The organism is Yersinia kristensenii, from assembly GCF_900460525.1.
Classification (GTDB): Bacteria; Pseudomonadota; Gammaproteobacteria; order Enterobacterales; family Enterobacteriaceae; genus Yersinia; species Yersinia kristensenii.
In genome coordinates this window covers 23589-37285 of sequence record NZ_UHIY01000001.1, presented here as the reverse complement: position 1 = coordinate 37285, position 13697 = coordinate 23589, and the positions used below count along the sequence as shown (strand labels likewise).

Here is a 13697-nt window from a genome sequence, read left to right as displayed (position 1 = left end):
TGGAATATGGGACTTTTGATGCCAGATTCGCTGCCGCTATTAGATGTGCAGCAATTAACTCATGAGCAAACTGCACTGGCGGTCAAAAAGCTCAATTTGTTTTATGGCGACAAACAGGTATTGCACGATATTTCTTTTAATGTGCCCAGGCACCGTGTGACCGCGCTGATAGGCCCTTCTGGTTGCGGTAAATCCACTTTATTGCGCTGCTTTAATCGAATGAATGATTTGTTGGATAACTGCCGCCTCGAAGGGCAAATTTTTCTTGGCAGTGAAGCGATTACCGAGAAAAATACTGATGTTGCCGCTTTGCGGCGGCGAGTCGGCATGGTCTTCCAGCGGCCTAATCCCTTCCCAAAATCTATTTATGAGAATGTGGTCTATGGCCTGCGTTTGCAGGGAATCCGAGACCGCCGGGTGCTTGATGAGGCCGTCGAGCGCTCATTGCGGGCTGCCGCTTTGTGGCATGAAGTTAAAGACCGGTTGCGTGAAAATGCCTTTCGCCTCTCCAGTGGTCAACAGCAGCGCTTAGTGATAGCCCGAGCGATTGCGATTGAACCGGAGGTGCTCTTACTGGATGAGCCGACATCGGCGTTAGACCCTATCTCGACGCTGACTATCGAAGAACTTATTACTGAATTAAAACAGCAATATACCGTGGTATTAGTGACTCACAATATGCAGCAGGCGGCCAGGGTTTCAGATTACACCGCATTTATCCACCAGGGATGTTTAGTGGAATATAATGATACTGATGCGTTGTTTACTTCACCACATCAGCGGCGTACTGAAGATTATATTACCGGGCGCTACGGCTAATCAGCCGGATTATAGAGTCATAGCAGACCACCCCACTTTTCTAAGGTGTTCGCTTTATTTATCAATTGCGATTTAAGTTTATACTTTCATGTGCCGCTTGTTATTTAGGTGACTATTGAATGGAAGTATTAAGTGAAAGAGCTATTGATAACTCAGCCTGATTTTATGGAGACATTTAGCTGTGTCGGTACAGCTTGTCGTGAACATTGCTGCAAAGGCCAGAATGTCACGCTGGATAGAAATCGTTATCAAAAATATATTAAAAGCCCTTACGCAGATATCAAGCGCATTGCTATTAACCATATTTCCGTTACCCAGGCCAGCCTTGCCTCTTGGGCTAATATTCACCCCGACAGCCAGGGGAGTTGCCCCTTTCTTGATGAACAACGGTTATGTCAAATTCACAAACATGCAGGCGCTAATGCGCTGAGTCATCATTGTGCGACTTACCCCCGCGTCGAGCATATTTATAAAAATCAGAAAATCAAAAGTATGTCGCTTTCCTGCCCGGAAGTTACGCGGAAAGTCTTATTTTCTCCGGAAGCGTTAACATTGCGATTTTCGACTATCCATCAATGTGATTATTACAAAGCGGCAGATATTGTTATTGATGAGCGGTTAGTTAATCGTGCGTGTGCTGCTATTATTGCCGCGACTGAAGATACGAGTGCTATTGAAGAAAGTCTGTGGGCAATAAATCAATTTTTGCAGATGGATCAAATGTGTTCAGATGTGAATAAAAACAAAATGGCCGAGATCGATAGTTTACGTGTCAGGCTAATATCTGCCGTTGCCTCGGGGAAAGCGGCGGATGCCTTAATGGCTATAGATTACGCTCCAGCTATTCGTTGCGAGTTATTAAATTACTTTCGCCACTTTATGACTCAGATGCCCGATATCCGTGGTGCTAAAGTATTGCTGGCCTATGCCAATACGTTGCAGGGAGTTCTCACCGATAAATTGATGAGCCCGAAGAATATTGAACAGCAATTAAGCGATGCCTGGCATCAGTATGCATTGCCATTTTTCATGCAGCACAATTCAGTATTGCGTAATTATTTTCTTTATCGTATTCATCATGATCAATTAGCGATGGGGGATAAGTCTGCGATTACTGTCTTTAATCTTCAAGTGATAGATTTCTTCTATCTGAAAGCGCTCATCTCAGCCCATGTTAGTCAGCATGGTGAGATAACAGAAGATGACTTGGTTGGTATCATTTATTCTTATCATACCTGTTGTGAATCCATAGATAATTCAAGTTGGCAATTTAAACAACAACTCATGAGTTTGGCACTAAAAGAGGATTTCCCCTTATTATCACTGCTGACGTGAATTGATTTTAGGGCCAACTGAATTGGCCCCAAGATATTAAGCACTCTTTATCGATGGTGTCTTATATTTAGCCAAATATTGCGGCTGGAAAATACACATACGAATTACTGTGCGGTATTCACCATTGATAAAGAACTCTTGTTTCAATTCACCCTCTATTTCAAAGCCTAATTTTGTATAAATATGAATGGCTTTTTCATTTTCTTTATCCACAATCAAATAGAGTTTGTACAGATTGAGGACAGAAAAACCGTATTCCATCGCAAGTCGTGCGGCGGAACCAGCAAAACCTTTGCCTTGATGGGCTGGGTCGATAATAATCTGAAACTCAGCACGGCGGTGAATGTGGTTAATTTCAACTAACTCAACCAGGCCGACTTTTGTCCCCTGGCTTTCAATAATAAAACGGCGCTCGCTCTGATCGTGGATATGTTTATCATACAGATCAGACAGTTCGACGAAAGCCTCATAAGGCTCTTCAAACCAATAGCGCATAACGCTGGCATTGTTATCTAACTGATGGACAAACGGCAGATCATCCCGTTCCAGAGGGCGTAACCGGACGCTGCTAGTGGTAGACATGCTTATTCCTCATATGACGACAGCGGCTGCTGCCTTAAAAATTATACTATTAGCACAAGGTATAAGCACAGGGGAATTAAAAAAGGCGCTCACCTTAAAATGGTAGCGCCTTTAATCAATATCACTTAACCTGTTTTTATTCAGCCGCATAGCCCTGTGTTGGCAAACGCTTATTATCCAACCAAGCTGCATTCTCACGCATTGCCAAACGGCCATCAGTAAACCAACCGACCACTAACGGATAAATACTGTGTTCTTGAGTTTGAACTCTCTCAATCACATCCTCTTCGGTATCATCACTGAAAATCGGGACTTTGGCTTGCAGGATGACCGGGCCACCATCCAGTTCTTCCGTCACAAAATGGACTGAAGTTCCGTGCTCCAGATCGCCGTTTTCTAATGCTTGACGATGGGTATGCAAGCCGGGATATTTCGGTAACAGTGAGGGGTGAATATTCAACATCCGGCCAGCATAATGCTGAACAAATTCTGGGCTGAGAATGCGCATATAACCCGCTAGCACCAGCAAATCAGGTTGATATTGATCAATGGCTTGCGCTAATGCCAAGTCGAAACTGGCACGATCAGCATAGGATTTGGCATCTATTGCATGGTGTGCAATGCCCGCCAATTCAGCACGTTCTAACCCATAAGCTTGCGGATTATTACTAAAAACAGCACTAATCTCGCCTGAAATACGCCCCTGCTGTTGGGCGTCTATCAGTGCTTGTAAATTACTGCCTTGGCCCGAGACCAAAACCACTATCTTTTTCATAATACCCTTCGTACTTGAAGCTACAGGGGTGTTGGCAGCACTCACTTACCCGAATCATTTACTGATGTAAACTCATCGGGCTCATTCATTTGCCGCCTACCTGCCACTCCAATGACTTTGGGTAATACCCTTTACTTGAAGTTGCAGGCTGAGTCAGCAATGTTATTGATTGATAATAACTTGTTCTACACCATCAGCTGCCGCAGCGATCACTCCGATTTTCCAGGCTTTTTCACCGGATGCTGTCAGTAACTCAACCGCTTTGTCTGCCAGCTCCGCTGGGAGCACAACAACCATACCGACGCCGCAGTTAAATGTGCGGTACATTTCGTGGCGGCTGACATTACCGGTCTCTTGCAACCAACTAAATACTGCCGGCCACTGCCAGCTCTTTTCATTAATAACCGCTTGAGTTCCTTGTGGCAATACGCGCGGGATATTTTCCCAGAAGCCACCACCGGTCAAGTGAGCAATAGCATGAATATCAAGTTGCTCAATCAGGTTAAGAATAGATTTCACATAGATTTTGGTCGGTTCCAGCAAATGGTCGGCCAGCGATTTACCGTCCAATTGGGTCTGTTCTGGGTCGGTATTGCTGACTTCCAGAATTTTACGCACCAGTGAATAACCATTGGAGTGTGGGCCGCTGGCACCTAAAGCGACCAGAGCATCACCCGGCGCGACTTTGCTGCCGTCGATGATTTCAGATTTTTCGACCACACCGACACAGAAACCGGCAACGTCATAATCTTCGCCGTGGTACATCCCCGGCATTTCGGCAGTTTCGCCCCCAACCAGTGCACAACCTGACTGTTTGCACCCTTCGGCAATCCCGGTAATCACACTGGCGGCAGTATCCACATCCAGTTTACCGGTAGCAAAGTAGTCAAGGAAAAACAGTGGCTCAGCACCCTGGACCACCAAGTCGTTAACACACATGGCGACCAAATCGATACCGATGGTATCGTGGCGTTTCAGGTCCATCGCCAGACGCAGCTTAGTGCCGACGCCGTCAGTGCCTGAAACCAGAATAGGTTCACGGTATTTTTGTGGCAAAGCGCACAGGGCACCGAACCCGCCCAATCCCCCCATCACTTCTGGGCGACGAGTTTGTTTAACCACACCTTTTATGCGATCAACAAGGTCATTGCCGGCATCAATATCTACACCTGCGTCTTTATAGCTGAGAGAGGTTTTGTTGGTCACTGCGAGGTCCCCGTGGTTGAGCTTTGGAAGAAAACGCGACAATTCTAACAGCGCAGGCAAACGTTTGCGAGTAGCTTGTGATATCACGCTGATTTTTAGCTTGCTTGACTTAATAATGATTTTCTATTGATCTGAATCAGGCTATTCATTGTGGTGTTCAAAAAAAAAGGCGGTATAATCTCGCGATTTTTTTGGCCGCCAGTCGCCTAACCAGGAGAAAAATAATGAAGATCGTTGAGGTGAAACACCCGCTAGTAAAACATAAACTTGGTTTGATGCGTGAGAATGATATCAGTACAAAGCGTTTTCGCGAGTTAGCGTCTGAAGTGGGAAGTTTACTGACTTATGTAGCAACCGCCGATCTAGAAACTGAAAAAGTCACCATCGAAGGGTGGAATGGGCCGGTTGAGATTGAGCAGATTAAAGGGAAAAAAATTACTGTAGTCCCTATTCTGCGTGCTGGTTTGGGCATGATGGAAGGGGTATTGGAAAATGTCCCTAGCGCGCGAATCAGTGTTGTGGGCGTCTATCGTGATGAAGAAACTCTGAAGCCAGTACCTTACTTCCAGAAGCTGGTGTCAAATATCGATGAGCGCATGGCGCTGGTGGTTGACCCGATGCTGGCAACCGGTGGTTCAATGATTGCGACCATTGATTTACTTAAGAATGCTGGCTGTAAGAGCATCAAAGTGTTGGTGTTGGTTGCCGCACCTGAAGGTATTAAAGCACTGGAAGCTGCTCATCCAGATGTCGAGCTGTACACTGCTTCCATCGACCAAGGTCTGAACGAACAGGGTTACATTATCCCAGGATTGGGTGATGCCGGTGATAAGATTTTCGGAACCAAATAAACGATGATAGCCGACTCGATAGTCGGCTTTTTTTTGAATAATTTTTAGCATATACCCTAAATAATTCGAGTCGCAGGAAAGCGGCAACTGAGTAAATCCCGATGAGTTGACGCGAGTCAGTGATTCGGGTGAGCGAAGGCAGCCAACGCACATGCAGCTTGAAGTGTGACGGGTATAAATCACACCATTGAAGAGGATAGAGATAATGAGCCGTCGCACCATTGGCGTCAGCGAGCGTCCACCGCTGCTCCAGACGATCCCCCTGAGTTTCCAACATTTGTTCGCGATGTTTGGTGCCACTGTTTTAGTTCCTATTCTGTTTAAAATTAATCCGGCGACAGTGCTGCTGTTTAACGGTATCGGGACCTTGCTTTACTTATTCATTTGTAAGGGAAAAATCCCGGCTTATCTGGGTTCCAGTTTTGCCTTTATTTCACCGGTATTGCTGCTGTTGCCATTGGGATACGAAGTCGCCTTGGGCGGTTTTATCATGTGCGGCGTGCTGTTTTGCCTGGTGGCACTGATTGTGAAAAAAGCCGGTACCGGTTGGTTGAACGTACTCTTCCCGCCCGCGGCGATGGGGGCGATTGTGGCAGTTATCGGCCTTGAACTTGCCGGTGTGGCAGCCGGTATGGCCGGGTTGCTGCCTGCTGAAGGGGTGACAGTCGATTCCACCACCATCATCATTTCAATGGTGACATTAGGTGTGACCATTCTAGGATCGGTGTTGTTTCGCGGTTTCTTCGCCATTATCCCTATTCTGATTGGTGTGCTAGTGGGTTATGCCTTGTCATTCGTGATGGGAGTGGTTGATTTGACTCCTATTCGCGATGCCCATTGGTTGGCTTTACCCACATTCTATACCCCGCGCTTTGAGTGGTTTGCCATTCTGACCATCCTGCCAGCCGCTTTGGTGGTGATTGCCGAACATATTGGGCACTTGGTGGTTACAGCGAATATTGTGAAAAAGGATTTGATTCGTGACCCTGGCTTGCACCGTTCAATGTTTGCCAATGGTATTTCGACGGTGATTTCCGGCTTCTTCGGTTCCACACCAAATACCACTTATGGTGAGAATATCGGGGTTATGGCAATTACCCGTGTTTACAGCACTTGGGTTATTGGCGGCGCAGCTATTTTGGCGATTATGCTGTCTTGTGTTGGCAAATTGGCTGCGGCAATTCAGGCGGTTCCGGTGCCGGTCATGGGCGGTGTTTCACTGCTGTTGTACGGGGTGATTGCGGCGTCAGGTATCCGTGTGTTGATTGAGTCAAAAGTTGACTATAACAAAGCACAAAACCTGATTTTAACCTCGGTTATCCTGATCATTGGGGTGAGTGGGGCGAAAGTGAACATTGGTGCAACTGAACTGAAAGGCATGGCGCTGGCAACAGTGGTCGGTATTGGTCTGAGTCTGTTGTTCAAGGTGATCAGTTTGATCCGCACGGAAGAAGAGATTATTGAGGCCACGGAAGAAGAGCCCACACTTAAATAAAGTGATATCTGGTTGAGCCGCGCTTGTCGGTTCGGCCAGCTTTTCGCCTCAGATCAGGTTTTTATGCTGTTGTCAGTTTTTGTGGTAAACTTGCCACGTTTTCCCGCCCGTTTTGTTGGTTGAGGTGCTTCTGAATACGCCGGCACAGCTTTCACTGCCACTCTATCTTCCCGATGATGAAACTTTTGCCAGTTTTTATCCGGGGGAGAACCCATCCCTATTAGCTGCGATCCAGTCTGCTGTTCACCAGTCTCATGGCAGTTATATCTATTTCTGGTCGCGCGAAGGCGGTGGCCGCAGTCACTTGTTACATGCTGCTTGTGCTGAGTTATCACAAAAAGGTGAGGCAGTGGGTTATGTCCCGCTGGATAAACGTGCTTATTTTGTGCCGGAAGTGTTGGATGGCATGGAGCAGTTGGCTCTGATTTGTATTGATAATATTGAGTGCATTGCAGGCGACGAACAGTGGGAAATGGCGATATTTAATCTCTATAACCGCATTGTGGAAACCGGTCGTACCCGTTTATTGATTACCGGCGATCGCCCGCCGCGGCAGTTGAACCTCGGTTTACCTGATTTAGCCTCTCGACTTGATTGGGGGCAAATCTATAAATTACAGCCCTTATCAGATGATGAAAAATTGCAAGCTTTGCAATTACGGGCCAAATTGCGGGGTTTTGAATTACCGGAAGATGTCGGTCGTTTTCTGTTAAAACGGCTGGACAGGGAAATGCGCACGCTGTTTATGACACTGGATCAGCTTGATCGCGCGTCTATTACCGCGCAGCGCAAACTAACCATCCCCTTTGTGAAAGAGATCCTCGGATTATAAATATTGAACGAATAAGCAGTCTCGCATTCGTTCAATACTTATCTTTTAACCCCTCATTAAATCACTTCAATATTTCCAATACTTGCTCTGGTGGGCGGCCAATACGCGCTTTGCCGTGATAAACCACAATTGGGCGCTCGATAAGCTTAGGATTATCACTCATGGCTTGCAGCAATTGCTGTTGTGTCAGTGTGTTATCTGCCAGATTCAACTCTTTATAGCGTTCTTCTTTGGTGCGCATCAATTGCCGAGCGTCACTGAAACCCAACTGTTGCAGTAATTCTTTTAACGTTGCCACCGAGGGCGGGGTATCTAAATACAATACCACTTGCGGTTGAATGCCCTGTTGCTCGACTAATGCGAGTGTTTCCCGGCTTTTGGAGCAACGCGGATTGTGGTAAATCGTGACGTCTTTCATAGTAACTTTCCTTAGGACTTCTGGTATTTACGGAAGCGCTCATTCAATTGGCGCAACTGGTCAATACGGGCATCATAGCGAGCCTGTTCTAAACTCCCTAACTTCATCCGCGCACTGGCATCACTGAGCAAGCCAATGGCTTGAGTCAATTTACCACTCAATGCCAGGCTTTCTGCACGCGCTGCCAGTTCTTGATCGCGCAGGCCCAGTGCCGCCGCCGCTTGTGCCAATAAATCCCAGCCGTTAGGGTCATTCGGATAGCTGAAAGTATAACGGCGCAAGATTTTGATGGCCTCTGCCGGTTTTCCGCCCTCAACATAAGCATTAGCCAGATTCAGTTGTAATACCGGCTGCTCATCTTTCAGATTGGCTGTTGCGGCTTGCAGGCGGCTAATGGCGCTAGCGGCTTTATTTTGCCCCAAATCGATATCAGTCATTAAATCGAGGAACCAAATGTTGCCCGGCTGTTGGGTTAACAGCGGTTGTAACTCATTACGGGCTTCATCGTATTTTTTTGCCTGGTACCATAAAATGGCCTGGCCGTATTTAGCGGCCAATTGCTCGCGCGTCGTCCCTTTACTCAGGGTTTCCAATAGATCGGGCGTCAGGCTATTTTCGGTCGAACCATACATGCCCAAAATACGAACTTTGGCGAACAAATAATCTTGCGACGAGGCAATCGGGTGCGGTTTCATCTGATTAGCCCGGTTACGCGCATCAGATAATCGGCTGTCGGGTAATGGGTGAGTCAAGAGCATTTCCGGTGGTTTGGATGCATATCGCGACTGATCGGCTAATTTTTGCAGGAAGTTCGGCATCGCTTGTGGATCAAACCCTGAACGTTGTAGCACTTGAATGCCAATTCGATCGGCTTCCTGTTCATTGCCTTGGGTAAAGCTGATAATCCCTTGCTGAGCACCGGCTAATGTACCGCTCAAGCCCGCCATGCCCGCCTGTGGGCTGGCCATTGTTAGCAGAATAGACCCTAGCACACCCACCCACGTCAGGGGGGCCATGCGCTGCTGTTCTTCCATTGCTCGCGCCAGATGGCGCTGAGTGACATGCGATATTTCATGGGCTAATACCGAGGCCAGTTCGCTCTCATTATCGGTATAGCGGAACAGGGCCGAGTGCAGCACCACATTGCCACCAAAGAATGCAAAGGCGTTTATCTGGTCGTTATTCACCAAGTAGAAATGAAATGGTGTACGCACCGAATAAGCATTGGCGACTAAGCGGTTACCCAGCGAATTGATATATTGTGTCAATAATGGGTCATAAATCAGCGGGGCACTGGCGCGCATCTGGCGGACATAAAAGTCCCCCATGGCTTTTTCCTGATCAATACTTAATGTTGCCCCCGCTGAAGTACCGATATCGGGCAGCAGGTCTTGGGTCTGTGTCTCAGCATTGACAGCTATAGGGTTGGTAAGCAGTAAGCTACTGAGCAATGTAGCTATCACCGTCTTACTTACCCGACCTGTTTTATTTAACTGACCTGTTTTATTTAACTGATATGTCATAAACGAGGTTGCCCCTACTGATGTAATGACAATTAGACTCCGAGATGTGTAAGAGTTCTTCTTCCTTGCACTGCTCTCCAGTACAATCATCACGAAAGCGAGTTATACCCGTCATCTTTCAAACAGCAGGTGTGTTGGCTGCGCTCAATCACCCGAATCACTTACTTGAGTAAGCTCATCGGGGCTCTTTTGCTTGCCGCCGTCCTGCATTTTGAAATCTATTGGGCATAGGATCACAAAAATAGTCTTAAATAGGTCAAAGGTTAAGCTCATCATCCCTAACTGAGACTCGCAACTATCTTAGTCAGCCTATAGGTATAAAGAAATAGTTATATAAAGGAATGGCGACTAAGGCAATGGCGATAAAGAAACCGCTGGCACGTATAACTGACCTGCGGGTTATGCCTCTTGATGGGGCTGTTTAAGGAATTCCCCAATCTGCGGGTTCCTCATGGTACTTAAGGAGCAATTTCGGATGCTAGAGCTGTTGTTACAATGGTATCGCCGTCGTTTTACCGACCCGCAGGTTATCGCTTTACTGGTTATTCTGTTGGCTGGGTTTTGTATTCTCTACTTCTTTAGCGGCATTTTGGCCCCGCTGTTGGCGGCGATTGTTCTGGCGTATTTGTTAGAGTGGCCGACGGCTCGGTTACAACGTATTGGTTGTTCGCGCCCGTGGGCGGCCAGTATTGTGTTAGTGGTATTCGGCGGTATTGCATTGTTGGCGGTGTTTGTTGTTGCTCCCACCGTCTGGCAGCAGGGCAATAATCTGATGTCAGATATGCCGAAAATGCTGAATAAATTCAATGCGTTTGCTCAAACATTGCCCTCGCGCTACCCCGCATTGGTGGATGCCGGTATTGTCGATATGATGGCGGAAAATCTGCGCAGCAAGCTCTCTGGTATGGGCGAGTCAGTGGTAAAAATCTCGCTGGCTTCATTAATCGGCTTACTGACATTGGCTATCTATTTGATTTTGGTGCCGCTGATGCTGTTTTTCCTGCTCAAAGATAAAGAGCAAATGCTGAATGCCGTGCGCCGTATTTTACCGCGTAACCGGGGTTTAGCGGGTCAGGTTTGGTTGGAAATGAACCAACAAATTACCAACTATATTCGCGGAAAAGTGCTGGAAATGGTGGTGGTCGGTATTGCCACCTATTTGGTGTTCTTCGTGCTGGGGATGAATTACGCTCTGTTGCTGTCGGTATTGGTCGGTTTTTCTGTTCTGATTCCGTATATTGGCGCGGTGATAGTGACCATTCCGGTGGTGTTAGTGGCGCTATTCCAATGGGGGATCGGGGCAGATTTCTGGACGCTTTTTGTCGCCTATTTGGTGGTGCAGGGGCTGGATGGCAACCTGTTGGTGCCGGTATTGTTCTCGGAAGCCGTGAATTTGCATCCGCTGGTCATTATCCTGTCAGTGATCATTTTTGGCGGAATGTGGGGCTTCTGGGGGGTGTTTTTTGCCATCCCGTTGGCCACACTGGTCAAAGCGGTTATTCATGCCTGGCCGGAGGAGTTTATCCCCGACGCAGATTAACTATCCCCTGTGCCCTTGATGCCGCAGCGGTGTTAGCTGCACTCACTCACCCGAATCACTGACCGGAGTCAGCTCATCGGGATGAGTTCGCTGGCTGCCTTGCTGCAACAGCAATGGCTTTGGGGATCATTCGATTTATTGCCAATAAAAAAGAGCGTTTGAGCGCTCTTTTTTGCAATTTATCGGTCAGGGCCGGTGTGTTATGACTCAAGCACTTTGGCGTAAATAGTCCAAAACGATATCGTGGTGATTGGTGGTTTTGAAGTTATCAAACACATGCTCAACCTTGCCATCAGTACCTATTAAGAAGCTAATGCGATGGATTCCGTCATAAGTTTTCCCCATAAAGCTTTTTTCGCCCCAGACACCAAATTGCTCTGCAACTTCATGATTTTCATCAGACAGCAAAGTGAAATTCAGCAGCTCTTTTTCGACGAAACGTGACAGCTTTTCAGGTTTATCGGTGCTAATGCCCAGCACTTCAACGCCTGCATTTTTCAATTCATCCATATTATCGCGCAGACCGCAGGCCTGAACAGTACAGCCAGGTGTCATGGCTTTCGGATAAAAATAGACCAAGACACGTTGTCCCTGGAAGTCGGCCAAACTAATTTGCTCGCCATCTTGGTCGAGCAAACTAAACTTCGGCGCAATATCACCGGCTTTCAATGGGCTCATTACTAACTCTCCATTCGTGAGTCATGCTGTGGATAGTTCACAACGCTAATACTGCCTTGTGCGTTGAGTTCTGTACATAGCTGATAAAAAGCGTTTTCGATTATCGAACTGTTTTGGCTGGCGGGGCTGTGGGCACTCACCTGGATATGCAATCGTGCAGGAATATCACCTTCAGCCGGTTGAGTCTTGGAAACCAGCTCCGCAATATTCATATTGTGACAATGGAACAGATTGGTAAACCGTTCAATAATATGGGGGGAATCATTTACTTCAACTTTAACCCATACGGTGTCTGGCATTGCTTTTTGATTTTGCGCATTGGTGCGTTTCATCACAATCAGCAAATCAAGCTCTGCGCCTTTTTGCGGCAAAGTCGATTCCAGTTGGGTAATGGCGTTCCAACTGCCCGAAAGCAGCATAATAAAGGTGAATTCCTCACCGAACATGGCCAGCCGGCTATCTTCAATATTACAACCGCAGCTGCTGACATGGCGGGTGATGGTATTCACTATTCCAGGGCGGTCAGCACCGAGTGCGGTAATGACCAGATAATGTTCAAGCTGCGGCAAAATCACTCTTCCTGTCATGCTCTTTGGGGTTACCATGGTAAACATAAAAAAAACCTGCTGCCAAGCGCTTACAACACAGTTGTTTACTTGCTTTTGGGTAGAGGTCAAAAGTACCATGAGGAACTTGTTTAAGGAGTGGGTGGGCAATGTTTATGGGAAGTCCAGAATTTACAGAAAATCGAATGTTTACAGGAAGCATAGTTGCACTGATAACGCCGATGGACGACAAAGGTGCTGTCGACCGCGCGAGCCTTAAAAAACTTATCGATTATCATGTGGCTAGTGGCACTGCGGCGATTGTTTCCGTCGGTACGACCGGCGAATCTGCAACACTGAATCATGATGAGCATGTCGATGTGGTCTTGCAGACACTCGAACTGGCCGATGGCCGCATTCCAATCATTGCCGGAACCGGCGCTAATGCCACCTCCGAAGCAATTTCTCTCACACAGCGGTTCAATAATACCGGTGTGGTGGGCTGCCTGACAGTAACGCCGTATTATAACCGCCCGATGCAGGAAGGGTTATATCAGCACTTCAAAGCGATTGCTGAAAGTACCGATTTGCCACAAATTCTTTATAATGTGCCATCGCGTACCGGTTGCGATATGTTACCGCCGACCATTGCCCGTTTAGCTAAGATTAAAAATATTGTTGCTGTTAAAGAAGCAACAGGGAACTTAAGTCGTGTAAGTCAGATCCAAGTGCTGGTTGATGATGAAGATTTCATCCTGCTCAGTGGTGACGATGCGAGCGGTTTAGACTTTATGCAACTGGGTGGCAAAGGGGTTATTTCGGTGACAGCAAACATTGCTGCGCGTGAAATGGTTGAGCTTTGCGCATTGGCTGCACAGGGTAACTTTGCAGAAGCACGCCGTTTGAATCAGCGCTTGATGCCATTGCATCAGCATTTATTTGTAGAAGCAAACCCAATTCCGGTGAAATGGGCCGCGAAGAGGCTGGGGTTAATGGCGAATGACACTCTGCGTCTGCCAATGACTCCACTGACTGACCCGGCTCAACGGGTTGTGGAAGACGCGCTAAAAAGCGCAGGTTTGCTGTAACTCTTAGGGA

At 47.2% G+C, this 13697-nt stretch carries 14 protein-coding genes; 7 read left to right on the top strand and 7 right to left on the bottom strand.

The window, feature by feature from the left end; translation table 11 throughout:
* Window positions 1–6 precede the first annotated feature (6 nt).
* Together pstB and fliB are read left to right on the top strand one after the other, a co-directional pair.
* The gene (pstB, locus tag DX162_RS00205; protein ID WP_032820146.1) at window positions 7–819 is read left to right on the top strand and encodes a phosphate ABC transporter ATP-binding protein PstB; all 813 of its coding nucleotides are present in this window, start codon (window positions 7–9) and stop codon (window positions 817–819) included.
* Window positions 820–951: 132 nt separating this feature from the next.
* Window positions 952–2154 (top strand): flagellin lysine-N-methylase, encoded by a 1203-nt coding sequence (gene fliB / locus DX162_RS00200; protein ID WP_004391277.1) that lies wholly within the window; start codon window positions 952–954, stop codon window positions 2152–2154.
* A gap of 36 nt (window positions 2155–2190) precedes the next feature.
* Here the strand turns inward: fliB and speG are convergent, their stop codons facing one another.
* From speG to purM, 3 genes are all read right to left on the bottom strand, one after another.
* Window positions 2191–2736, bottom strand: coding sequence for a spermidine N1-acetyltransferase (gene speG / locus DX162_RS00195; RefSeq protein ID WP_004391278.1), 546 nt, complete (start codon window positions 2734–2736; stop codon window positions 2191–2193).
* A 136-nt stretch (window positions 2737–2872) separates the two neighbouring features.
* Window positions 2873–3511 carry a phosphoribosylglycinamide formyltransferase gene (purN, locus tag DX162_RS00190; RefSeq protein ID WP_004391279.1) on the bottom strand — a complete coding sequence of 213 codons (639 nt, stop codon included), beginning with the start codon at window positions 3509–3511 and terminating at the stop codon, window positions 2873–2875.
* A gap of 162 nt (window positions 3512–3673) precedes the next feature.
* Window positions 3674–4717, bottom strand: coding sequence for a phosphoribosylformylglycinamidine cyclo-ligase (purM, locus tag DX162_RS00185; protein ID WP_004391280.1), 1044 nt, complete (start codon window positions 4715–4717; stop codon window positions 3674–3676).
* Between the two features lie 224 nt (window positions 4718–4941).
* On the opposite strand from purM, the gene upp reads away from it, so the two are divergent.
* The 3 genes from upp (at window position 4942) to hda (ending at window position 7895) form a co-directional block, all read left to right on the top strand.
* Complete coding sequence (gene upp, locus DX162_RS00180; RefSeq protein ID WP_032820148.1) at window positions 4942–5568, top strand: uracil phosphoribosyltransferase; 627 nt, start codon at window positions 4942–4944, stop codon at window positions 5566–5568.
* A gap of 205 nt (window positions 5569–5773) precedes the next feature.
* The gene (gene uraA, locus DX162_RS00170) at window positions 5774–7063 is read left to right on the top strand and encodes a uracil permease (protein ID WP_004391282.1); all 1290 of its coding nucleotides are present in this window, start codon (window positions 5774–5776) and stop codon (window positions 7061–7063) included.
* Between the two features lie 124 nt (window positions 7064–7187).
* Window positions 7188–7895 carry a DnaA inactivator Hda gene (gene hda, locus DX162_RS00165; protein ID WP_032820160.1) on the top strand — a complete coding sequence of 236 codons (708 nt, stop codon included), beginning with the start codon at window positions 7188–7190 and terminating at the stop codon, window positions 7893–7895.
* 61 nt (window positions 7896–7956) lie between these two features.
* Here the strand turns inward: hda and arsC are convergent, their stop codons facing one another.
* A complete protein-coding gene (gene arsC, locus DX162_RS00160) occupies window positions 7957–8313 on the bottom strand; it encodes an arsenate reductase (glutaredoxin) (RefSeq protein WP_004391285.1) in 357 nt (118 codons plus the stop codon).
* An 11-nt stretch (window positions 8314–8324) separates the two neighbouring features.
* Window positions 8325–9836 (bottom strand): beta-barrel assembly-enhancing protease, encoded by a 1512-nt coding sequence (bepA, locus tag DX162_RS00155; protein ID WP_004391286.1) that lies wholly within the window; start codon window positions 9834–9836, stop codon window positions 8325–8327.
* A 475-nt stretch (window positions 9837–10311) separates the two neighbouring features.
* Between bepA and DX162_RS00150 the strand changes: the two genes are divergently transcribed.
* Window positions 10312–11376, top strand: a complete 1065-nt coding sequence (locus DX162_RS00150) for an AI-2E family transporter (protein ID WP_004391287.1) — start codon at window positions 10312–10314, stop codon at window positions 11374–11376.
* Between the two features lie 207 nt (window positions 11377–11583).
* On the opposite strand, the gene bcp is transcribed toward DX162_RS00150, so the two are convergent.
* Complete coding sequence (gene bcp, locus DX162_RS00145; protein WP_004391288.1) at window positions 11584–12054, bottom strand: thioredoxin-dependent thiol peroxidase; 471 nt, start codon at window positions 12052–12054, stop codon at window positions 11584–11586.
* A 2-nt stretch (window positions 12055–12056) separates the two neighbouring features.
* Window positions 12057–12623 (bottom strand): glycine cleavage system transcriptional repressor, encoded by a 567-nt coding sequence (locus DX162_RS00140; protein WP_049563090.1) that lies wholly within the window; start codon window positions 12621–12623, stop codon window positions 12057–12059.
* Window positions 12624–12805: 182 nt separating this feature from the next.
* Between DX162_RS00140 and dapA the strand changes: the two genes are divergently transcribed.
* Complete coding sequence (gene dapA / locus DX162_RS00135; protein ID WP_032820161.1) at window positions 12806–13687, top strand: 4-hydroxy-tetrahydrodipicolinate synthase; 882 nt, start codon at window positions 12806–12808, stop codon at window positions 13685–13687.
* Window positions 13688–13697: the final 10 nt, after the last annotated feature.

Excerpts from the sequence above, each read along its gene's own strand:
- pstB (WP_032820146.1), top strand. The coding sequence starts at position 7 with ATGGGACTTTTGATGCCAGATTCGCTGCCGCTATTAGATGTGCAGCAA.
- speG (WP_004391278.1), bottom strand. The coding sequence starts at position 2,736 with ATGTCTACCACTAGCAGCGTCCGGTTACGCCCTCTGGAACGGGATGAT.
- purN (WP_004391279.1), bottom strand. The coding sequence starts at position 3,511 with ATGAAAAAGATAGTGGTTTTGGTCTCGGGCCAAGGCAGTAATTTACAA.
- upp (WP_032820148.1), top strand. The coding sequence starts at position 4,942 with ATGAAGATCGTTGAGGTGAAACACCCGCTAGTAAAACATAAACTTGGT.
- uraA (WP_004391282.1), top strand. The coding sequence starts at position 5,774 with ATGAGCCGTCGCACCATTGGCGTCAGCGAGCGTCCACCGCTGCTCCAG.
- arsC (WP_004391285.1), bottom strand. The coding sequence starts at position 8,313 with ATGAAAGACGTCACGATTTACCACAATCCGCGTTGCTCCAAAAGCCGG.
- bepA (WP_004391286.1), bottom strand. The coding sequence starts at position 9,836 with ATGACATATCAGTTAAATAAAACAGGTCAGTTAAATAAAACAGGTCGG.
- DX162_RS00150 (WP_004391287.1), top strand. The coding sequence starts at position 10,312 with ATGCTAGAGCTGTTGTTACAATGGTATCGCCGTCGTTTTACCGACCCG.
- bcp (WP_004391288.1), bottom strand. The coding sequence starts at position 12,054 with ATGAGCCCATTGAAAGCCGGTGATATTGCGCCGAAGTTTAGTTTGCTC.
- dapA (WP_032820161.1), top strand. The coding sequence starts at position 12,806 with ATGTTTACAGGAAGCATAGTTGCACTGATAACGCCGATGGACGACAAA.